Origin of the sequence: Frigoribacterium faeni (assembly GCF_007988805.1) — a bacterium.
Classification (GTDB): Bacteria; Actinomycetota; Actinomycetes; order Actinomycetales; family Microbacteriaceae; genus Frigoribacterium; species Frigoribacterium faeni.
The window spans coordinates 25,706-46,754 of the sequence record NZ_BJUV01000016.1; the positions used below are offsets into that span (position 1 = coordinate 25,706).

Genomic DNA, 21,049 nt, shown 5'->3' on the forward strand with positions numbered 1-21,049 from the left:
CTCCATGTTCAGAGACCTCGAAGTCGAACGAGCCCAAAAGCACCTGAACGATACCTACGGACACCATTCGTGGTTCACGCGGCTCACCGTCGACGGCCAGACCGGCTGGTCGACGATGTTCGCGCTGACCCGCGCTCTCCAGCACGAATTAGGCATCTCGGCGAAATCGGACTCGTTCGGTCCGACGACTATGTCGACCTTGACCTCCAAGGTCGGCTCGCTGACGACGACGAACGCCGCGTCGCATCGGGCGATCACGGCACTTGCGCAATGCGGCCTCTGGTGCAAGGGCTACAAAGGTGGTGCGACTTTCGGATCGTTCTCGCCGGACGTCGCTACGGGGATCATGGAGATGAAGGCGGACATGGGACTGCCGCCCACGGCATCCCTGGCCCCCAAAACCTTCAAGAGTCTTCTCACGATGGACGCGTACAAGCGCGTCGGGAGTGGAACCACGGCTATCCGTGACATCCAGAAGTGGATGAATTCGCGCTATCACTCACGTCAGGACTTCTTCATCGTTCCCTGTGACGGCATCTTCTCTCGAGACGTGCAGCGTGGGCTGATGCTCGCTCTTCAGTACGAAGTCGACATGGTGGACGGCGTGGCGAATGGGAACTTCGGACCGGGAACCCAAGCCGGGATCAAACGCAAGGGGCTCGTCTCGTCGGGCTCTCGAGACACGACGCGATCCTTCGTGCGTCTCTTCCAGGCAGCGCTGACGTTCAACGGCTACGAAGCCCCCTTCGATGGCGTGTTCGGCGACTCCACGGCTGCAGTCGTGCGGTCGTTCCAGTCGTTCGCCGAGTTGAGCACGACCGGCGCGGGCGATTTCCGGACTTGGGCGTCGCTTCTCGTGAGCACCGGTGACACGAGCAGGCCTGGCACGGCCGCCGATGCATCGACGGTTCTGACGCCTGCCACGGCCGCTCTTCTCAAGGCACATGGCTACAACACTGTCGGGCGGTACTTGTCGGTGGCCGCGAAGCGGATCGCACCCGGCGAGCTGGACGTCATCGTCGATGCGGGGCTGAAGGTCTTCCCCATCTTCCAAGAATGGAACAATGCGCCCGGATACTTCACCGAGGCAGCCGGTTACGGGCAAGCAGTGGCTGCCGTCAAACGGGCCCGCAACCTCGGATTCACGGCCGGCACGACCATCTTCTTCGCCGTCGACTACGACGCGACGGCCACTGAGATCCCAGCCCTGATAATTCCCTACTTCCGCGGCATCGCCCGCGGAGTCGCCTCGTCTCGCCTCGTCCAATACAGAGTCGGCATCTACGGCACACGAAACGTCTGCTCACAGGTCTCCGAGGCCGGTCTCGCCGCGAGCTCCTTCGTCAGTGGGATGTCGACCGGATACAGCGGGAACCTCGGGTTCCCCCTGCCCAACAACTGGGCATACGACCAGGTGCTCGAGTACAAGCTCACCTCCGGCGCGACGAGCCTCGAGTTGGACAAGGACATCGCATCCAGTCGAGCCGACCCCGTGGGGCGCGAGCAGGTTCTGCCGACACCGACAATCGGGGCCGAAGGCAGTCCACGCTCGTTTGACGAATCGTACTTCTGGCAGTACACGGAATGGAGCCATCAAGTCGAACTAGGGGCCGGAAACCGCCTCTTCGGCATGCACATCAACGACGTCGTTCTTCACGAGCTCCATCGAAATTCATACTGGGATATTAAGTGGCAGGCGTTTACGCCGATCGTACTTGGGAGCGATAATGCAGCCACATACGCGGAAATCACGCGAGCAAGGCAAGCAATCGCACGGACATCACACTTACTGTCGATCCCCAGCTACCCACACTTTGACACTCCACACTTCGCCGCCTCCTGCCGGGGCATCCTTAGCTGGGGTAAGCCCAGAAGCACGCGCGCCGTCGGCTGGGCTGATTTGGGCGGTTGGGGTCTTGATCTGGTTCAGGCATGGAACGACTACGTCGAGGCAAGCCGAGCCGGGTACCCCCACGATGCTGAGACATGGATGTCGACACGTATCGGCGCCGACCAGAAGGACATCGATAGCCTTCAAGACCCCGGAGATATGAAGCTAAACCGTTCAAACGGTTTCTCACGGGAGGATCTTAACGCTGATATAGATGCCCAACTGGTCGCCTACCGCTTAATTGATACACCTGATCGGCCACTTCCGGATGTCATCCGCAAGATCCGCACTGCGTCGCTGGAGCAGCCGTCATGGCGTCGAGAAACCTTCCTGACCGAGCGATTCGGAAGCTCGAACACGAGTACCGAAATAGAGGCTTGCATTGATAATCTTTTTACAAGCCAGAAATTCTGGATCGATTATCCCGTCGGCCAGTTCCTCAATGTACGTCGTCCGATCGAGTCCGAATTAGCACAGATCAGTCGAGGGTTCATTTCGCTATCAGGAATTTTGTCGATTGATGACTAATCACAGGGCAAGGCCGCTCGATCGAAGATGGATTTGGTCAGCCCTCGTCGCATTCACTGGTGCCGCTTGCTCCCTCGTGCAGGCCAACGCCATCAACTGGGTCTCCTTCATGCTGGTCCTGACCGACGGGTGCCACAGGGTCGCCGCTGATGCTCGCTTCGAACCCATGCTGGCGGCCGTCGTGACGACCTCATGGCTCCCCCTGTGGGGATCGATGTCGGTAGGAGGTTGGGCGACATCCCAGCCACGAGCCTGGTTCATCCTGCAGATCGGCTTCGTCCTGCTCGCCCTGCTCCCCATCTCCCTCGTCGTCGGCATCGAGGTACTCCTGTCATGGGAGGAGATCCAACAGATGCCGTCGCCCGGCGTCGGCGTGGCCATACACCTGACTCCGGCCATCCCGCCACTTCTGTGGTTCGGGGCCGCCCTCGTACTCAGCCGACGCACGCCTCTGGAGCCCCTGACACGGAAACATGGTCGCGCCATCGGTTTCGTGACGGCCATGCTGACGATCGCCGTCCCAGCTGTTGTTCTCCTCAAACTCTCTGACGGGTGCCTGTTGGCCGAGCTCCTGCCAACGGTCCGAATCTGGTGATCGAGGGGGAGTACAGCTGGTCGACCTTTGCTCACGACCGTTGGCCTCCCTGCCGACGTGCTCCGCGCTCCACCGGCGACCGGGATCCGCTTCGCGCGCGGCGTCGCGACTCGACCCGCCCCTCCTCGGCACCCCCGTCGCGCTTTCCGCGTGCCTCCGCTAGGCTTGGATCACTTGCGAGTCGGCCTGACCGGCTCCCTGCGTCGTAGCACGCCCCTCCCCGCCTCTCCCGTCCTGGCACACACCCAGGCAGCCCAGCAGGCGCGCGAAGCTCACTCTGCGGCGAAACGATCGTGCACACCTGCACCGTCGCCACATCTCGAGCCCGGCTACGACAGCCGTTCTCCCGGCACTGCCCCGCCCTCGCGCGAACACGTCAGCACGACGTCGTCGCCCGACACGGTGGTCACGCAGCCTGGCCCGGCTCGACACCGATGCCCCGAAAGGTGCACCACATGTCAACGAACACTCTCGACACCGAGAACACCACCGCCGCCGGTTCGACCGTCGACGAGACGGCCGACGCCGTCACCTTCAGCTCGCTGGGCGTGCCCGCCCCGATCCTGAAGTCCCTCGCAGCGGAGGGCAAGACCACCGCGTTCCCGATCCAGGTCGACACCCTGCCCGACACCCTCGGCGGCCGCGACGTGCTCGGCCGCGGCAAGACCGGCTCCGGCAAGACCCTCGCCTTCTCGATCCCCATGGCGGCGCGCCTCGGCGGCAAGCTCGCCGGCGGCAACCGCCGCGCCGGCCGCCCCCTCGGCCTCGTGCTCGCCCCCACCCGCGAGCTCGCCACCCAGATCGACGCCGTGCTCGCCCCGCTCGCCGAGGCCTACGGCATGCGCACCACCACCATCTTCGGCGGCGTCTCGCAGAACCGTCAGGTGCAGGCCCTCAAGGCCGGCGTCGACATCATCATCGCCTGCCCCGGCCGCCTCGAGGACCTCATGAAGCAGGGCTTCGTCAAGCTCGACGCCATCGAGATCACCGTGCTCGACGAGGCCGACCACATGGCCGACCTGGGCTTCCTGCCCGGCGTCACGCGCATCCTGAAGGCCACCCCGACCGACGGTCAGCGTCTGCTCTTCAGCGCCACGCTCGACAACGGCGTGGACAAGCTGGTCAAGCAGTTCCTCCACAACGAGGTGCTGCACTCGGTCGACGAGGCCAACTCGCCCGTCGCCAAGATGACCCACCACGTCTTCGAGACCCCCGACGTCGACAGCAAGAACGCCCTCGTGCAGAAGCTCGCCGGCGGCAAGGGCCGTCGCATCCTCTTCATGCGCACCAAGCACCACGCCAAGAAGCTCGCCAAGAAGCTGACCGACGCCGGCATCCCCGCCGTCGACCTGCACGGCAACCTCTCGCAGCCGCAGCGCGACCGCAACCTCGCCGCCTTCCAGGACGGCTCGGCCCGCGTGCTCGTCGCCACCGACGTCGCCGCCCGAGGCGTGCACGTCGACGACATCGAGCTCGTCATCCACGTCGACCCGCCCACCGAGCACAAGGCGTACCTGCACCGCTCGGGCCGCACCGCCCGCGCCGGCGCCGAGGGCGACGTCGTCACCCTCGTCATCCCCAGCCAGAAGCGCGACGTCGCCCAGCTGATGAAGAAGGCCGACATCCGCCCGACCATCACCGCCGTCGTGCCGTCCTCGCCCGAGGTAGCCGCGCTGGTCGGCGAGGTCGCCGCCTACGTCAAGCCCGCTCCCCGCGCCGCCGTCCAGCAGCAGCAGGGTGGCGGCGGTCGCTCGCAGGGCGCCAACGCGCAGCGCAAGCGCGCCGCCCGCCAGGACTCGCAGGGCAACCCCATCGCCCGCCAGGACCGCTCGGGTCGCCCCGCAGCCGGTTCCGCCGGCGGCTCGACCCGTCAGGGCCAGGGAGGCGCGGGTCGCGGATCCGACGCCGGTCGCGGTCGCGACGGCGCAGCCCGCTCGGGCGGCTCGCGTGACGGCGGACGTCAGGGCGGCCGCGACGGCGGTTCGCGCCGCGACGCCGCGCCCCGCGGTGGCGCCTCGACCTTCTACTCGACCGAGTCCGGCCGCGGCGCCGTGACCCCGGTCCGCGAGGACTCGCGCGGCGGCCGTGACGGCGGCCGCGACGAGGTCCGCGGTACCCGCCAGACCGGACGCCGCGCCCAGAGCGACGGCGGCCAGAGCCGCACCAACGCCGTGCGCAACGACCAGGCCGAGTTCGCCGCCTCGCAGGGCGGCCAGCGCGACGCCGGTTCGCGCGACGCCGGTTCGCGCGACGGCGGCCAGCGCTCCGGCGGACGCCGCGCCTCGTCCGAGGGCGGCCGTCCCGGCACGCTCAAGGTCGGCGGGCTCGTCGGCGGCAAGGCGCGCACGGGCGGCGGCCAGCGCGGCGGTCGCTGAGACGCGACCCCGCTGGGTGGCGGGTCGTCCGCGATGACGACCCGCGCCTCCTGAGCTGACGTCGCCGCCCTGCGCGCGCCGCGGCCATGAACCCCGGATGCGACGATGAACCCCGTTCTCTCGGGGTTCATCGTCGTATCCGGGGTTCTTCGCTGTGCGGCCAGGGCACGGCGTGCATCCAGCCCACGCCAAGCGGGCCCGAGTTCGCTGACGGTCGCGGGTAGCTCGTACCCGCACCCCGACGAGAGGTCCCGGCGATGCCCACCAAGATCACGATCATCTTCGACAACCCGACCGATCCGGGCGCGTTCGAGGCGGGGTTCCCCCACTCGCTCGAGCTCGCCAAGGCCCTCCCGGGTCTCGAGCGCATCGAATCGGGCAAGGTCTGGCCCAAGGAGGACGGCAGCGAGACGCCGGCCTATCGCACGCTCGACCTCTACTTCGCCGACTACGACACGGCGAGCGCCGCGGTGCAGACCCCCGAGGCGGGCGCGTTCTTCCCCACCGTGTTCGAGCTCGGGGCCGCCGGCGTCAAGGCGCTGTTCACCAACATCGAGGCCGTCTAGCCCGACCGTCGTGCCGCTCGTGCACCCCGTCTTCGGCGCTACACCCCGTTCACTCGGGGTGTAGCGCCGAGTTCCGGGTGCGGCGCCGAGTTCGGGGGGCGGCGCCGGGTTCCGGGTGCGGCCCCGGGCACGCGGTGCGGCCCCGGGCTGCACCCCGTTTCCGGCACTACACCCCGTTCACTCGGGGTGTAGCGCCGAGTTCGGGGTGTGGCCCCGGGCTCGGGGTGTGGCGCCGGGCTGCACCCTGTTTCCGGCGCTGCACCCTGATCACTTGGGGTGCGGCGCCGAGTTCGGGGTGCGGCGTCGGGTTCGTGCGGGGTGCGGCGCCGAGTTCGGGGTGTGGCGCCGGGCTCGGGGGTGTGGCGCCGGGCTCGGGGAGGGGGCGGCGTCGGGCTCGGGGGCTCAGCGGACGCCGGCTCGACGCAGGGCCGCGAGCAGGGGTTCCGCGCGCATCGCGTCGGCCCAGTTCCACCGCACGACCGCTCTCACGCCCGGCATCGACCGCAGGGCGTCCTCGCGCCGCTTCTCGTCGATGACGACCTGCTCGGGCGTTCGACCCCGCAACATGTCCGCGGTGCGGTATTTGACCTCGCCGTCGAACTCGCCCACGACGCCGAACTCGGGCCACCAGAAGTCGACGATCCCCACGAGCGGCCCCGCCGGGGGGAACCGGACCTGCAGCTCGGGCATCGTGAGACCCGCCAGGTGGATCACGGCGCGACTCAGGGACTCGCCCGGCGAGTCGGAACGGCCGTCGGCGAAGGCCACCGCGGCCGCTGCGCGACGGATCCCGGGCACGCGTCGACGCGACGCGACCACCGCCTGGAGGTCCTCCCGCGTGAAGGCGCCGACCCGCAGCCCGTGGTCGAGGATCACGGCGCCGCCCGCGAGGTCACGCCGCCGGACGACGTCGACGGCGGCACGACGCGCCGCGACCACCCGCAGGCCGCCGACGACCTCGACTTCCTCGCCGACGAGTGGTGCCGCATGCTGGTGGGACCAGGGGCCCACCTTGTCGTGATCGCGACGGGGATTCACCACGTGGACGCGCTCCGGCCAGTCTCCGAGCAGCGGGAAGCCGCGCAGCGCCAACGCCGACTCGTGCGAGACCGCGACGTCATCGCCGAGTCGGGGCACCACCGCCTGCACTCGTGCCACGTGACGTCGCACGGGAGTGAGCGCCTGCCAGGCCGGGGTGGGCGCGTAGACACCGGGCGCGAGCCGTCGCAGCAGGCCTCGCCGGGCGTCACGCTCGAGCGAGGAGCTGTCGCCGCCCGCCGCGATGACGCTCTCTCGACGGATGATCAGTTCGGTTCCATGGTGCACGGAAGAAGCATGACGCGCGTGATCCTGCGTGCGCCACCCGCGCCTCTCGGCCTGTGGAGAGAAGCCGCTGCACCCCGGAATCCGCGCTGCACCCCGAGACCCAGGGGTGTGGCGCGGTTTCCGGGGTGGAGCGCGGCTTCAGGGGTGCGGGGCGGCGCGGGTTCAGCGGGCGGTGCGGCTTGAGGGGTGCGGCGCGGCTCTAGGGGGGCTAGTGCAGCGCGCCGACGGAGGCGAGGGCGCTGCGCAGCAGGGCCCCGCGGCCGCCCTCCATCTCGGCGGCGACCTCGTCGCTGGCGGCCTGGTGAGGGGTCAGCCAGGTGAGTTCGAGGGCGTCCTGGCGGGGATCGCAGGTGCCCGTGACGGGCACGACGTAGGCGAGCGACACCGCGTGCTGGCGGGCGTCGGTGTACACCGACGTGCCGGGCAGCGGGAAGTACTCGGCGACCTGGAACGGCACCGGCGACGCGGGCAGCTGCGGGAACGCCATCGGCCCGAGGTCCTTCTCGAGGTGGCGGAACAGAGCGGTGCGCAGGCTCTCGCCGTACATGACGCGCCCGGACACGAGCATGCGCGACATCGACCCCTCGGGCGAGGCCCGCAGCAGCACGCCCACCTCGGTGACGACGCCCATGCCGTCGACCCGCACGGGGACGGCCTCGACGTAGAGGATCGGCAGCCGCTGCCGCGCCTGGAAGAGCTCCTCTTCGGAGAGCCAGCCGGGATTGGGGTCGGGGGTCTGCACGGAGCTCATGGGGCATGTCTACCAATCCCGTGTGACGGCCGCGTGACGAAACGCTACGGGCGAACACTGCCGACCGGTCGCGACCGCCTGTGGAGGAGCCGCCCCGACGGGCGATCGCCCACGGTGCACCGAGGAGGCGCGCCACGATCGGCCCCGCTGGCTAGGCTCGGTCCATGGTGCAGATCGATCCCTCCCTCATCCAGTGGTCCGTCGACGAGTCCGAGCGCGACGGGCGACCGCTGCTCGTCCTGCTGCACGGGGTCGGTTCGCACGAGGGCGACCTGATCGGTCTCGCGCCCTACCTGCCGCAGGCGTTCGCCATCGCGTCGCTCCGGGCTCCGCTCGGGCACGGCGACGGCTTCTCGTGGTACCCCCTGACGACGCCGGGCTCGCCCGACCCCGAGCCGGTCGACGAGGCCGCCGCCGCCGTCCTGGCCTGGCTCGACACGCTGGGCGACACCCACCCGAGCATCAGCCTGCTGGGCTTCTCGCAGGGCGGCTCGCTGTCGCTGCAGCTGCTCCGGCACGCTCCCGAGCGCTTCACGTTCGCGGCCGTGCTCGCCGGCTTCGTCGTGCCCGACCCCGCCGCCGAGCAGCGCGACGCCGAGCTCGCCCGGGTCCGCCCCGCCGTCTTCTACGGTCGCGGCGACGCCGACCAGGTCATCCCGATCGACGCCGTGACCCGCACCACCGAGTGGCTGGGCGAGCACGCCGACGCCGAGCTCGCGATCTACCCGGGGCTGGCGCACGGCGTCTCGCAGGACGAGCTCGACGACCTCAACGCGTTCATCTCCCGGGTGACGAACCCGGTCACCGCCGACAGCACCCAGGCACCCGACAGCACCGACGTCGTCCTCTAGGGAGCACCATGGCCACGCTCGCCGTCTCCGGCTCCGTCACGCACCGCCACCACGCCGAGCGCGGCGTGCTGCATCTCTCGATCGGCTTCGAGGGCGACGACCGCCCGACCGTGGTCGACGAGAGCATGGCCGTGCACAACCGCGTCAGCGACCGTGCCACCGCCCTGCGCCGGCAGGGCGCGGCGACCTGGTGGAGCGCGCAGTCGGTGTCGGTCAGCCTCGTGACCGAGCCGGGCGTCGGCGACGGGAGCCGCGCCTCCTCGGTCCGGTACCGCACGCGGTCGACGATCGACGTGCGCTTCCAGGACTTCGCCGCGCTCACCGAGTGGGTCGGCGAGCTCGCCCACGTCGAGGGCGTCTCGATCGACGGCATCGAGTGGTCGCTCGGCCACGAGCGACGGGCCGAGGTCGAGCGGGCCGCACGGGTCGCGGCGATCGCGGACGCGGTCGCCCGGGCGGCGGACTACGCCGAGGCGCTGGGGCTCGGGACCCCCGTGCTCGCGGCCGTGTACGAGCCGGGCCTGCGTCCCGGTGACGGCGGCACCGGCGCCATGCCCTTCGGCGTCGCCCGGGCCGCGATGATGTCGACCTGGGGCGCGGGTCAGGGCTCGACGACGTTCGACCTGCAACCCGACGACATCGAGGTCACCGCGAGCATCAGCGCCGACTTCACGGCCTGACGCCCGGGCGCCCCACCGCGCGCCCGTCGGACCCCGCGCACCCGTCGGACCCCGGGCCCCCACACCGGACGCCGCGCCCCGCCGCGGACGCGGCGCCTCAGAGCTTCCTGCTCCACACCCCCTCGTACTCGAAGGGGACGAAGCCGACGGCCTCGTTGACGTCGAGCATCGGGCGGTTCTCCTCGGCGTTGAACGTGAAGATCCCCGGGTGGCCCGGGCGCTCCGCGGTCAGCAGGTCGGTGGTGGCCACCTTGAGCAGCCAGCCCAGCCGGTGCCCGCGGTGCTCCTTCAGCACCAGGGTGTCCTGCTGGAACGCGGGCCGCGACCGGTCGGCCGGCGCCTCCACCTGGCTGAAGCCGGCCAGCCGCCCCGACGGGACGTGCTCGACGACCGCGGTGAAGCGCGTCCGCGGCCCCGCCAGCGACTTCTCCTCGGCGTCGCGGAACCGCTCGGGCGTCCAGACGTCCTCCGGCTCGTCCACCCCGCCCGAGGGCGCGTCCGTGCTCATCCGCGATTCGAGCTCGGCGAGGTCAGCGATCCACCGGTCGGGCGAGCGTCCCACCCAGGTGTGCAGCCGGTAGTCGTCCCCGGCGGCGGCGCGGGCGCGCTCGCGGATCGCGCCCAGCGCCTCCTCATCGACCGGCAGCGCCAGCCTGCTGCACCGCATCACCTGCCCCAGCACCCAGCCGTGGCCCCGCAGGAACCGCGTCGCGGCGTCGTCCGCCCCGACCGACCCGGCACCCGTCGGCGGCAGGAGGCGCGGCTCGGCCTCGCCCGTCGAGCGCACGTAGGCGATCAGCTGCGTCCGGCCCTCGCGGCGCGCGACCTCCTCGACGTGCGCGAGGAGGGCCGTGCCGAGGCCGCGGCGGCGGAAGGCCGGCAGCACGGTGACGTCGACGTACGCCGTGGTCGCGGCGTCGCCGTCGAGCCGGGTCTCGTACGAGCCGGTCGCCACGATGCGTCCGCCGTCGCGCACGACGAACCAGCGCATGTCCATGTACGAGTCGAGCCAGTTCGGCAGCTGCTCGTCGGGCAGCCACGCCATCTCGTCCGAGCCGAGGGCGTCGGCGCGGATCTCGTTCTCGACGGCCACCGTCTCGACGAAGTCGGCGGCGTCGGGTGCGTCGACGGACGCGGGGATCGCGATGCGCTCGATGACGAACGGTGCGGGGTCGGTGGATGTCATGACGTGACCTTCCGGCCGCAGGAGCGTGCGGTCGATGCGCGCCGCCCTCGGGGCAGCCGACCAGACTAGCGGGTCCGGTGGCGCGTAGAACAGAGCGATGACCGATGCGCCCGACGCCGACCTGCTCGACCGACACGACCTCGAGCGCTTCGTCTCCGCTCAGGAGGCGCACGGCACCTACGACCGGGCGCTCGCCGAGCTGCGCGACGGCCGCAAGGTCAGCCACTGGATGTGGTTCGTGTTCCCGCAGATCGCGGGGCTGGGTCGCAGCTCGACCGCCCGCCGCTACGCCGTCGGGACGATCGGCGAGGCCCGCGCCTACCTCGCGCATCCGCTGCTCGGGCCCCGTCTGCTCGAGTGCGTCGACGCGCTGCTCGACCTGCCGACCCACGACGCCGAGCAGGTCTTCGGCGGCGTCGACGCCATGAAGGCCCGTTCGTCGCTGACGCTCTTCGCGCAGGCCGACCCGTCCGAGCCCCGCTTCGCGCGGGCGCTGGAGACGTACTTCGACGGCGCTCTCGACCGGGCGACGCTCGACCTGCTCTGACGCGGGAGCCGAGGAGGCGCGCGAGGGCGATCGGGACCGCCCACCTCGCTAGTCTCGACGGATGAGCGTTCTGATCGCGGGCTGCGGCGACCTGGGCACCGAGGCGGGTCTGCGGTTCGCCGCCGACGGTCACCGCGTCGTGGGCCTGCGCCGCCGTGCCGACCTGCTGCCCAGCCGGATCGAGGGGCGCTCGGTCGATCTGCGTCGCGAGACGCCCGTCGTCGACGACGACACCGAGGTCGTGGTCGTCGCCCTGGCCGCGGGCACCCGCACGCCGGGCGAGTACCGGGCGACCTACGTGCAGGGGCTGCGCCACGTGCTCGACGGGATCGACGCCTCGCGGGCCGAGCCGCGCCTCCTGATGGTCTCGTCGACGGCCGTCTACGACGTCGCCGACGGCAGCGAGGTCGACGAGACGACCCCGGCGACGGGCGGCACCCCGACGGCGGACGTGCTGGTCGAGGCCGAGCAGCTGCTGCGCGGACGCGCGCCCGGTTCGGTGCTCTTCCGCCTCGGCGGGGTCTACGGGCCCGGGCGCGAGCGGCTGATCGAGCAGGTCCGCGATGGCGGGGCCACGCGCTCCGACTCGCCGAGCGGGTCGCCGCACACCAACCGGATCCATCGCGACGACGCCGCCGCCGCCATCGTGCACCTGACCACCGTCGTCCCCCGGCCCGAGAGCCTCTATCTCGGAGTGGACGACGAGCCCGCCCGTCTCGACGACGTGCTGCTCTTCCTGGCCGACGAGCTGGGCGTCCCCGCCCCGCCGACGGCGCCTCCGATCGGTCGGCAGGCGGGCGGCGACAAGCGCCTCTCGAACGCCCGGCTGCGATCGACGGGCTTCGCCTTCGCGTACCCGACGTTCCGCGAGGGGTACCGGGCCGTGCTCGGCGGTCAGGGCACGCGGCACGCCTGACGCCGGCGCTCGCGCCTGCGCCCGCACCCGCGCCCGACGGTCGTCCCCAGGAGCCGAGGAGGCGCGCCCTCCCCCGCCGGCTCGGGTCACCACCCCGAGCGTCACGGCCCCTGCCCGGCGAGGCCGTCGAGCGAGCGCGGGTACGGTGGACGCGTGCTCCCCGACCTCGACGCCCCCGCCGCCCGGCGACGGCTCCTCCCCGTCTTCACCCTGCCGATGGGGGTCCGTCGCGTCGATCGGGCGGCGGCGACCCTGATCAACGGCCGGCAGCGGCACCCCGTCTCCGACCGGGCCTGGAAGCGCCTCTCGCACTCCGCCGACCACGGCACGCTGTGGCTGACGACCGCCGCGGGCCTGCTGCTGCTCGGCAACCGACGCGCGGGGTCGCGCGGCGCGCTCTCGCTCGGCATGGCCAGCCTGATCGCCAACGCGGTCGGCAAGAACCTGGTGGGCGGCCCGCGCCCGCTGCTCGACGACGTGCCCCTGGCCCGTCAGCTGCGTCGGCAGCCGCGCAGCGCCTCCTTCCCCTCCGGTCACACCGCCAGCGCGGTCGCCTTCGTGACGGGGGTCGCGCTCGAGTCGCCGCGGACCGGTCTCGTGCTCGCGCCGCTCGCCGCCGCCGTGTCGTACTCGCGCCTGAAGGTCGGGGCGCACTGGCTCTCCGACGTGGTGGGCGGGGCGCTGCTGGGGGCCGGCGTCGCCGTCGCCGGGCGCCTCCTGCTGCCCGTGCCCGCGCATCCCTTGGGCCCCGCCACGCTCGGCGGCACCCCGATCGACCTGCCCGTGTCGACACGGGGCGAGGGCGTGCTGGTCGTCTCGAACAGCTCGTCGGGGTCGGCGCGCCGCCGCGACCCGGTCGCCCTGCTGCGCCGTCGACTGCCCGACGCGCGCTACCGTTCGCTCGGCGACACCGACCTCTCCGACATCGTCGCGTTCGAGCTGCGTCGCCGCACCCCTCCGCGGGTGCTCGCCGTCGTCGGCGGCGACGGCACGGTCGAGACCGCGGCCCGGGTCGCCATCGAGCACGACCTGCCGCTGCTCGTCGTGCCGGGCGGCACCTTCGACCACTTCTCGCGGGCCGTGGGCACCGACTCGGTCGACGCCGCCGTCGCCGCGCTGACCTCGGGCTCCGGGGCGCGAGTCGACGTCGCCGCGGTCAGCATCGACGGCGAGGCGCACCATCTCGCCATCAACGCCACCGCGCTGGGGGTGTACGCCGACTACCTCGCCGAGCGCGACCGCCTCGAGGACCGGCTCGGCAAGCGCGTGGCCGGCCTCGTCGCGGGCGTGCAGATCCTGCGGCGCGGTCGCACGATCTCGATCGACCGCGATGGCGACGGCGTCCGGCGTCCGGCGTGGTCGGTCTTCGTCGGGGTCGGCCGCAACGACGACGACGTGGTCTCGCCGATGCGCCGCCGTGCCCTCGACGACGGAGCCCTCGAGGTGCGCACCCTCTCGTCCGACACCCGGCGCGGGCGCGTCGGGGCGCTGTCGTCGCTGGCGTTCGGTCCGCGGAGCACGACGACCCTGCGCCTCCTCGGCCTGCTGCCCGAGCCGTCCGCCTTCTCGACCGAGGTCACGGCGTCGTTCGGCGCGACCGTCGGGCCCGCTCGCCGTCCGGCGGTGGCCCACGACGGCGAGGGCGACACGTCGCTGCCCGCGTCGGCCGAGCGCGAGGGCTTCCGGTACGACGTGCGTCTGCTGCCCCGCGCCCTGCGCGTCTACCGCCCCCGCGCCTGACCGCCTTCGGCGCCACACCCCGAAACCGGCGCCACACCCCGAGAACTCGAGGTGTGGCGCCGGTTTCGGGGTGTAGCCCGTTCCGGGCTGCGCTACCAGCGGGGGTGGACGGCCTCGCGGAAGTACTTCTCGTAGATGCGGACGACCTCGGAGTCGAGCCCCTCGTCGAGCTCGACGTCGCCGGCGGCCGCGTTCGCGCGAGCCTGATCGACGTTGCGGGCCCCGGGGATGACCGTGCTGACGCCCGGCTGCTCGACGATCCAGGCGAGCGCCGCCTGCGGGACGGTGACGCCGTCGGGCACGGACTCGGCGAACTCCTGCGCGGCGGCCACGCCCTGCTCGAAGTCGACGCCGCTGAACGTCTCGCCCTGGTCGAACGCCTCGCCGTGACGGTTGAAGCTGCGGTGGTCGTTCTCGGCGAAGGTCGTCTGGGCCGTGTACTTGCCCGAGAGCAGGCCGCTGGCGAGCGGGACGCGCGCGATGATGCCGACCCCCGCCTCCTGGGCCGCCGGGAGCACCTCGTCGAGGGGCTTCAGGCGGAACGCGTTGAGGATGATCTGCACCGTCGCGAGGTTCGGGCGGGCGATGGCGGTGAGGGCCTGCGCGGTCTCCTCGACGCTGACGCCGTAGGCGGCGATCGCCCCGTTCGCGACGAGCTCGTCGAGGGCGTCGTAGACGGCGTCGCTCTCGAAGACGGGGGTCGGCGGGCAGTGCAGCTGCACGAGGTCGAGAGTGTCGACCCCGAGGTTGCGACGCGACCGGTCGGTCCACTCGATGAAGTTGCGACGGACGTAGTTCGCCGGCAGCTGCTCGAGTCGGCGGCCCATCTTGGTCGCCACGGTGAGCGGGACGTCGGGGTTCGCGGCACGGAAGGTGCCGATCAGCTGCTCGCTGCGGCCGTCGCCGTAGACGTCGGCGGTGTCGAAGAAGGTGACCCCGGCCTCCACGGAGGCGCCGAGCACCTCGAGGGCGTCGCTCTCGGTGACGTCACCCCAATCGGCTCCGAGTTGCCAGGTGCCGAGTCCGATGACGGAGACTTCGCGGCCGGTGCGTCCGAGTGTGCGACTGTGCATGGGGACAGCGTAGGCGGTGCCGCCGGACGCGGTCCGGGCCGGCGCGAGGCGGCTCGGAGCGCGGCGGCGTCAGCGGCGGCGGCGTCAGCGGCGGCGGGTGGCCGACCGGGCGAGGGCGAACGCCGACGCCATGAGCGCCACCGCGATCACGACGAAGATCCCCCCGGCGACGACGTGCGCCTGGAGGATGCGCACGAGACCGACGACGAGCGCGAGCGCGGACACGAAGGCGAGCACCTTGCCGGCGGCCAGCTGCCCGCGGCGGAGAGCCGCGCCTCCTCGGCGACCCACGTGCGCGTCAGCCGAGACGGCGGGCGGCGTCGGCCGCGGCCTGCGTGGCCTCGGCGAACTCGCGCTCGGCCCGCTCGCGCGATCCGTCGGGCATCGGCAGTCGGTCGCTGAGGGTCAGGTTGGTCGCGATGACCTCGACCCGCATGCCCAGCGTCCTGCCGAGGATGATGTCGAGCACGGGCGTGGCATGGTCCCAGCCCTCGGTGTCGGTGCCCTCGTCGTAGACCCCGCCCCGGCTCGTCACGATCACGGCGGGACGGCCGGCGAGCGGCTGCTGGTCGTCGCCGTCGAACGGGGCGGTCACGGCGGGCAGGTGGATGTTGTCGATCCAGGCCTTCAGCGTCGAGGGCACCGAGTAGTTGTAGAGCGGGGCGCCGATCAGCAGCACGTCGGCGGCGACGAGCTCGGCGATGAGCGTCTGCTGCAGGGCCTCGTGGGCGGGATCGGGGGCGTCGCCGGCCTGACGCAGACGCGGCGGCCAGTGCAGGGCGCTGTCGCTGAGGTGCGGCAGCTGGTCGACGTGCAGGTCGCGTCGGGTGACGGTGTGGTCGTCGCCGAGCGCGCGCCAGGCGTCGGCGAACGCCGCGGTGATGGCTCGCGAGCGGCTGGTCGAGAGGTCGGCGGACGAGTCGAGGTGCAGCAGGTTCGGCATGTGCCCACCGTAGCCGGGCCGCCCGCCCGACCGCCCCGGGCGCGGGTGCCGAGGAGGCGCGCAGGGCGGAATGTCGGAGGTCCAGAGCAAGATGGCAGCGATGACCGACGTGCTCGACCGCTTCTCCCCCGCCACCCGCGAGTGGTTCCGCGGGGCGTTCGCCGCGCCGACCAGGGCTCAGGAGGGCGCGTGGACGGCCATCAGCCAGGGCGACCACGCGCTCGTGATCGCGCCCACCGGGTCGGGCAAGACGCTGGCGTCGTTCCTCTGGTCGATCGACTCCCTCGCCTCGACGCCCCCGCCCGACGAGAAGCTGCACCGCACGCGCGTGCTCTACATCTCGCCGTTGAAGGCGCTCGGCGTCGACGTCGAGCGCAACCTCCGGTCGCCGCTGGTGGGCATCACGCAGACGGCCCGGCGGCTCGGCACCGAGGCCCCCGACATCACGGTCGGCGTCCGCTCGGGCGACACCAGCTCGAGCGACCGCGGCAAGCTCGCCCGCACGCCCACCGACATCCTCATCACGACGCCCGAGTCGCTCTACCTGATGCTCACCTCGCAGGCACGCGAGACGCTCAAGGGCGTGCAGACCGTCATCATCGACGAGGTGCACGCCGTCGCGTCCACCAAGCGGGGCGCCCACCTCGCCCTCTCCCTCGAACGCCTCGACGCCCTGCTCGAGAAGCCGGCCCAGCGCATCGGCCTCAGCGCGACCGTCCGCCCGCCCGAGGAGGTGGCGCGGTTCCTGGCCGGGCCGGCTCCGGTCACCATCGTCAACCCGCGCGCCGACAAGAAGTTCGACCTGCGCGTCGTCGTGCCCGTCGACGACATGACCGAACTCGGCACCGCGGCGCCGCTCGAGGGCTCCGCCGCGGGCGCCGCGCCGCAGGGCTCGATCTGGCCGCACGTCGAGGAGGGCATCGTCGATCTGATCGCCGAGCACCGCTCGACCATCGTCTTCTCCAACTCGCGTCGCCTCGCCGAACGCCTCACCGCCCGGCTCAACGACATCTGGATCGAACGTCAGGGCGGCGATCTCGAGGCGGCGGCGCACGCCACCGAACGGGCCCGGACGACCGCCGACTCCGCCGGGCTCGCCGAGGAGGCGCAGGGCGAGCTGGTCACGGTCGGCGCCCTCGCCGACGGCTCGTCCCCCGACGGCGACGATGTCGTCGACCCGTTCGCCCCCTCGCCCGTCTCGGCTCGCAACCTTGCCGTCGGCGGAGGAGCCCCCGCCCAGCTGATGGGCGGCTCCGGCCAGACCTCCGGCTCCGAGCCGCTGCTCGCCCGCGCCCACCACGGCTCGGTGTCGAAAGACCAGCGAGCCCTCATCGAGGACGACCTGAAGAGCGGCCGCCTGCGCTGCGTCGTCGCGACGAGCTCGCTCGAGCTCGGCATCGACATGGGCGCCGTCGACCTCGTGATCCAGGTCGAGTCGCCGCCGTCGGTCGCCAGCGGCCTGCAGCGCGTCGGCCGTGCCGGGCACCAGGTCGGCGAGACCTCGCGCGGCGTGCTGTTCCCCAAGCACCGGGCCGACCTGATCCACTCCGCCGTCGCGGCCGAGCGGATGGTCGCGGGCCTGATCGAAGAGCTGCGCGTGCCCACCAACCCGCTCGACGTGCTCGCCCAGCAGACGGTCGCCGCCGTCGCGCTCGACGAGCTCGACGCCGACGAGTGGTTCGAGACCGTGCGACGCAGCGCCCCCTTCGCGACGTTGCCCCGGTCGGCGTTCGACGCCACCCTCGACCTGCTGAGCGGCAAGTACCCCTCCGACGAGTTCGCCGAGCTGCGACCCCGCATCGTCTGGGATCGCGTGCACGGCACCCTCACCGGTCGACCCGGCTCCCAGCGACTCGCCGTCACCAGCGGCGGGACGATCCCCGACCGGGGGCTCTTCGGCGTCTTCATGGTCGGCGAGAAGGCCGCCCGCGTCGGCGAGCTCGATGAGGAGATGGTCTACGAGTCGCGCGTCGGCGACGTCTTCGCCCTCGGGGCCACCAGCTGGCGCATCGAGGACATCACCCACGACCGGGTCCTCGTCTCGCCGGCCTACGGGCAGCCCGGCCGCGTCCCCTTCTGGAAGGGCGACGGCATCGGACGGCCCGCCGAGCTCGGCAAGGCGATCGGCGGCTACATCCGCGAGCTGTCGAACTCGAACGAGGCCGACGCCACCACCCGGGTCGCGGCCGGGGGCCTCGACGAGCGCGCGGCCCGCAACCTCATCGCGTTCCTCACCGAGCAGAAGGCGGCCACCGCCTACGTCCCCACCGACACGACCCTCGTCGTCGAACGGTTCCGCGACGAGCTCGGCGACTGGCGGCTCATCCTGCACTCGCCCTACGGGATGCAGGTCCACGCCCCCTGGGCCCTGGCGGTCTCGGCGCGCATCCGAGACCAGCTCGGGGTCGACGGCGGCGCGATGGCGGCCGACGACGGCATCGTCGTGCGCATCCCCGACACCGACGCCGAGCCTCCCGGGGCCGAGCTGTTCGCGTTCGAGCTCGACGACCTCGACGAGATCGTCACCGAGGAGGTCGGCGGCTCCGCCCTGTTCTCGTCGCGCTTCCGCGAGTGCGCGGCGCGCGCCCTGCTGCTGCCGCGCTACAACCCCGGCAAGCGGTCGCCGCTCTGGCAGCAGCGGCAGCGGTCGTCGCAACTGCTCGACGTCGCCCGGAAGTACCCGCAGTTCCCGATCGTGCTCGAGGCCGTGCGCGAGGTGCTGCAGGACGTCTACGACCTGCCCGCCCTGATGAGCCTCACCCGCGATCTCGCGAGCCGCACCGTGCGCATCGTCGAGACCGAGACCGAGGTCCCCTCGCCCTTCGCGCGCTCGTTGCTGTTCGGCTACGTGGCCGCCTTCATGTACGAGGGCGACTCGCCCCTGGCCGAACGTCGCGCGGCGGCGCTGTCGCTCGACTCGACGCTGCTGCAGGAGCTCCTCGGGCGGGCCGAGCTGCGCGAGCTGCTCGACGCCGACGTCATCGACCAGCACGAGCTCGAGCTGCAGCGCCTCGCGCCCGACCGCCGCGCCCGCGACATCGAGGGCGTCGTCGACCTGCTCCGTCTGCTCGGCCCGCTCACCACCGACGAGATCATCGACCGCAGCTGGTTGTCCGCCACCCTCGTCACCGGCGACGTCGCCGCCCGCGACGACGCCCACCGCGCCCTCGAGACCGCCCTCACCGACCTCGCCTGGTCGAACCGCGTGCTGCGGTTCACCCACGCCGGCGTGGTGCGCTGGGCGGGCATCGAAGACGCCTCGCGCCTCCGCGACGCCCTGGGGGTCGCCCTGCCGATCGGCGTGCCGACCGCGTTCGTCGAACCCGTCGACGACCCGCTCGGCGACCTGATCGGCCGGTTCGCCCGCACCCACGGCCCCTTCACGCCCGCGATGGTCGCCGACCGTCTCGGCCTCGGCACGGCCGTGGTGCTCGACACGCTGCGCAAGCTCGCCACCCAGCGCCGGGTAATCGAGGGCGAGTTCCGCCCGAGGCAGCAGGGCAGCGAGTGGTGCGACTCCGAGGTGCTGCGTCGCCTCCGCGGGAAGTCCCTGGCCGCCCTCCGGCACGAGGTCGAGCCCGTCGCCCCCGAGACGCTCGGCCGGTTCCTGCCCGCCTGGCAGCACGTCGCGACCGGGCTCAAGGGCTCGGGGCTCCGCGGGCTCGACGGCGTGCTGCAGGTCGTCGACCAGCTCAGCGGGGTCTCGCTGCCCGCCTCCGCCTGGGAGACCCTCATCCTGCCCGCCCGCGTCACCGACTACAGCCCCGCGATGCTCGACGAGCTCACCGCCACCGGCGACGTCATCTGGTCGGGCACCGGCACGCTTCCCGGCAACGACGGCTGGGTCAGCCTGCATCTCGCCGACGGCGCCCAGGTCACCCTCCCCGAGCCTGCGGGCACCGAGACCGACGACCTGCAGCGCGAGGTGCTCGCCGCGTTGGCCGGCGGCGGCGCGTACTTCTTCCGGCAGCTGTCCGACGCCGTCGGCAGCACCGACGACGACGCCCTGGTCACCGCGATCTGGCAGCTCGTCTGGGCCGGGCAGATCACCAACGACACCTTCGCCCCGCTCCGCACCCAGGTGGGCGGCGGCCGGACGCCCCGGCCCCGGACGCCGACCCGGTCGCGCTCGTCGTACCGCAGCCGCGGCCGCATCGCCATGCCCCGCCAGGCCGGCCCCCCGACCGTGGGCGGGCGCTGGTCGCTGCTTCCGCTGGCCGAGCCCGACGGCACGATCCGAGCGGCCGCGACCGCCGAGATCCTGCTCGAACGGCACGGCGTGGTGACCCGCGGCGCCGTGGTGAACGAGGGCGTGCGAGGCGGCTTCTCGACCGCGTACAAGGTGCTCAGCGGCTTCGAGGAGACCGGGCGTGCCCGCCGCGGCTACTTCGTCGAGGGGCTCGGAGCGGCGCAGTTCGCGACCGGCCCCACCGTCGACCGGCTGCGATCGTTCGTCCGCGACGACGGCGACCGGCGCGACGACGAGACCCTCGTCGCCGCCGGGCGGCAACGGGATGTCCCCGTCGTCACCCTCGCGGCGACCGACCCGGCCAACCCCTACGGCGCCGCCCTGCCCTGGCCCGGCCAGACGCTCGACGGCGCACCCGCCGACGAGGCCGCCGCGGCGGCGAGCGCAGCGGCTCGGGCGGCCGGCGCGGCGGCGGCGACCACGGCGACCGGAGCGGGCGCGCGCGGGGAGGCGGGCTCCGCGGGCGACGCGACCCGTGCCTCCTCGACGGCCGGCGCGGCGGAGAAGGGCGACACCGCAGGAGGCGCGGGCGCGAAGAAGAGGTCGGGTCACCGCCCGGGCCGCAAGGCCGGATCGCTCGTGGTGCTGGTCGACGGGCGCCTCGTCGTCTACGTCGAACGGGGCGGCAAGACGGTGCTCACCTTCGGCGAGCCCGACGAGCGCGAGCTCGCCCTGGCGGCGGCATCGCTCGCGGCGACCGTGCGCACGCGGCTCGGCAAGCTCGCGGTCGAGCGCGTCGACGGCGAGTTCGTGCTCGGCACGCCGCTCGGCGACGCCCTGCGCGACGCCGGGTTCGCTCCCACCCCCAGCGGCGTCCGGCTGCGGAGCTGAC

The 21,049-nt window shown here is 72.2% G+C and carries 16 protein-coding genes; 10 read left to right on the forward strand and 6 right to left on the reverse strand.

Translation table 11 applies throughout. From position 1 onward, the window contains the following. Nucleotides 1-4: 4 nt before the first annotated feature. The 4 genes from FFA01_RS09025 (at nucleotide 5) to FFA01_RS09040 (ending at nucleotide 5,955) form a co-directional block, all read left to right on the forward strand. Nucleotides 5-2,419 (forward strand): glycoside hydrolase domain-containing protein, encoded by a 2,415-nt coding sequence (locus FFA01_RS09025; protein WP_167627329.1) that lies wholly within the window; start codon nucleotides 5-7, stop codon nucleotides 2,417-2,419. A 76-nt stretch (nucleotides 2,420-2,495) separates the two neighbouring features. Continuing rightward, a complete protein-coding gene (locus tag FFA01_RS09030) occupies nucleotides 2,496-3,014 on the forward strand; it encodes a hypothetical protein (protein ID WP_146855261.1) in 519 nt (172 codons plus the stop codon). Between the two features lie 455 nt (nucleotides 3,015-3,469). Then, nucleotides 3,470-5,389 (forward strand): DEAD/DEAH box helicase, encoded by a 1,920-nt coding sequence (locus FFA01_RS09035; RefSeq protein WP_208720881.1) that lies wholly within the window; start codon nucleotides 3,470-3,472, stop codon nucleotides 5,387-5,389. 257 nt (nucleotides 5,390-5,646) lie between these two features. Continuing rightward, entirely contained in the window at nucleotides 5,647-5,955 is a 309-nt protein-coding gene (locus FFA01_RS09040; RefSeq protein WP_146855263.1) for an EthD domain-containing protein, read from the forward strand. 402 nt (nucleotides 5,956-6,357) lie between these two features. Here FFA01_RS09040 and FFA01_RS09045 read toward each other — a convergent pair whose 3' ends face one another. Further along, complete coding sequence (locus tag FFA01_RS09045) at nucleotides 6,358-7,281, reverse strand: hypothetical protein (RefSeq protein WP_146855265.1); 924 nt, start codon at nucleotides 7,279-7,281, stop codon at nucleotides 6,358-6,360. Nucleotides 7,282-7,489: 208 nt separating this feature from the next. Continuing rightward, nucleotides 7,490-8,032, reverse strand: a complete 543-nt coding sequence (locus FFA01_RS09050) for an NUDIX hydrolase family protein (protein WP_146855267.1) — start codon at nucleotides 8,030-8,032, stop codon at nucleotides 7,490-7,492. A gap of 164 nt (nucleotides 8,033-8,196) precedes the next feature. Here FFA01_RS09050 and FFA01_RS09055 point away from each other — a divergent pair, with 164 nt between their 5' ends. After that, entirely contained in the window at nucleotides 8,197-8,883 is a 687-nt protein-coding gene (locus tag FFA01_RS09055; RefSeq protein ID WP_146855269.1) for an alpha/beta hydrolase, read from the forward strand. 8 nt (nucleotides 8,884-8,891) lie between these two features. Further along, nucleotides 8,892-9,563, forward strand: a complete 672-nt coding sequence (locus FFA01_RS09060) for an SIMPL domain-containing protein (RefSeq protein WP_146855271.1) — start codon at nucleotides 8,892-8,894, stop codon at nucleotides 9,561-9,563. Nucleotides 9,564-9,660: 97 nt separating this feature from the next. Here FFA01_RS09060 and FFA01_RS09065 read toward each other — a convergent pair whose 3' ends face one another. Further along, complete coding sequence (locus FFA01_RS09065) at nucleotides 9,661-10,749, reverse strand: GNAT family N-acetyltransferase (RefSeq protein ID WP_146855273.1); 1,089 nt, start codon at nucleotides 10,747-10,749, stop codon at nucleotides 9,661-9,663. Nucleotides 10,750-10,846: 97 nt separating this feature from the next. On the opposite strand from FFA01_RS09065, the gene FFA01_RS09070 reads away from it, so the two are divergent. The 3 genes from FFA01_RS09070 (at nucleotide 10,847) to FFA01_RS09080 (ending at nucleotide 13,952) form a co-directional block, all read left to right on the forward strand. Continuing rightward, a complete protein-coding gene (locus tag FFA01_RS09070; protein WP_146855275.1) occupies nucleotides 10,847-11,296 on the forward strand; it encodes a DUF1810 domain-containing protein in 450 nt (149 codons plus the stop codon). 61 nt (nucleotides 11,297-11,357) lie between these two features. After that, nucleotides 11,358-12,212: an NAD-dependent epimerase/dehydratase family protein gene (locus FFA01_RS09075; RefSeq protein WP_146855277.1), complete on the forward strand. Its 855-nt coding sequence runs from the start codon at nucleotides 11,358-11,360 to the stop codon at nucleotides 12,210-12,212. A gap of 153 nt (nucleotides 12,213-12,365) precedes the next feature. Beyond that, nucleotides 12,366-13,952: a bifunctional phosphatase PAP2/diacylglycerol kinase family protein gene (locus FFA01_RS09080; RefSeq protein WP_146855279.1), complete on the forward strand. Its 1,587-nt coding sequence runs from the start codon at nucleotides 12,366-12,368 to the stop codon at nucleotides 13,950-13,952. Between the two features lie 92 nt (nucleotides 13,953-14,044). On the opposite strand, the gene FFA01_RS09085 is transcribed toward FFA01_RS09080, so the two are convergent. The 3 genes from FFA01_RS09085 to FFA01_RS09095 all read right to left on the reverse strand — a co-directional run bounded on the left by FFA01_RS09085 (nucleotide 14,045) and on the right by FFA01_RS09095 (nucleotide 15,968). Then, a complete protein-coding gene (locus FFA01_RS09085; protein ID WP_146855281.1) occupies nucleotides 14,045-15,025 on the reverse strand; it encodes an aldo/keto reductase in 981 nt (326 codons plus the stop codon). Between the two features lie 84 nt (nucleotides 15,026-15,109). Further along, nucleotides 15,110-15,316: a hypothetical protein gene (locus FFA01_RS09090; RefSeq protein ID WP_146855283.1), complete on the reverse strand. Its 207-nt coding sequence runs from the start codon at nucleotides 15,314-15,316 to the stop codon at nucleotides 15,110-15,112. A gap of 7 nt (nucleotides 15,317-15,323) precedes the next feature. Further along, nucleotides 15,324-15,968 (reverse strand): FMN-dependent NADH-azoreductase, encoded by a 645-nt coding sequence (locus FFA01_RS09095; RefSeq protein ID WP_146855285.1) that lies wholly within the window; start codon nucleotides 15,966-15,968, stop codon nucleotides 15,324-15,326. A gap of 100 nt (nucleotides 15,969-16,068) precedes the next feature. Between FFA01_RS09095 and FFA01_RS09100 the strand changes: the two genes are divergently transcribed. Further along, nucleotides 16,069-21,048, forward strand: a complete 4,980-nt coding sequence (locus tag FFA01_RS09100; RefSeq protein ID WP_146855296.1) for an Lhr family ATP-dependent helicase — start codon at nucleotides 16,069-16,071, stop codon at nucleotides 21,046-21,048. Nucleotide 21,049: the final 1 nt, after the last annotated feature.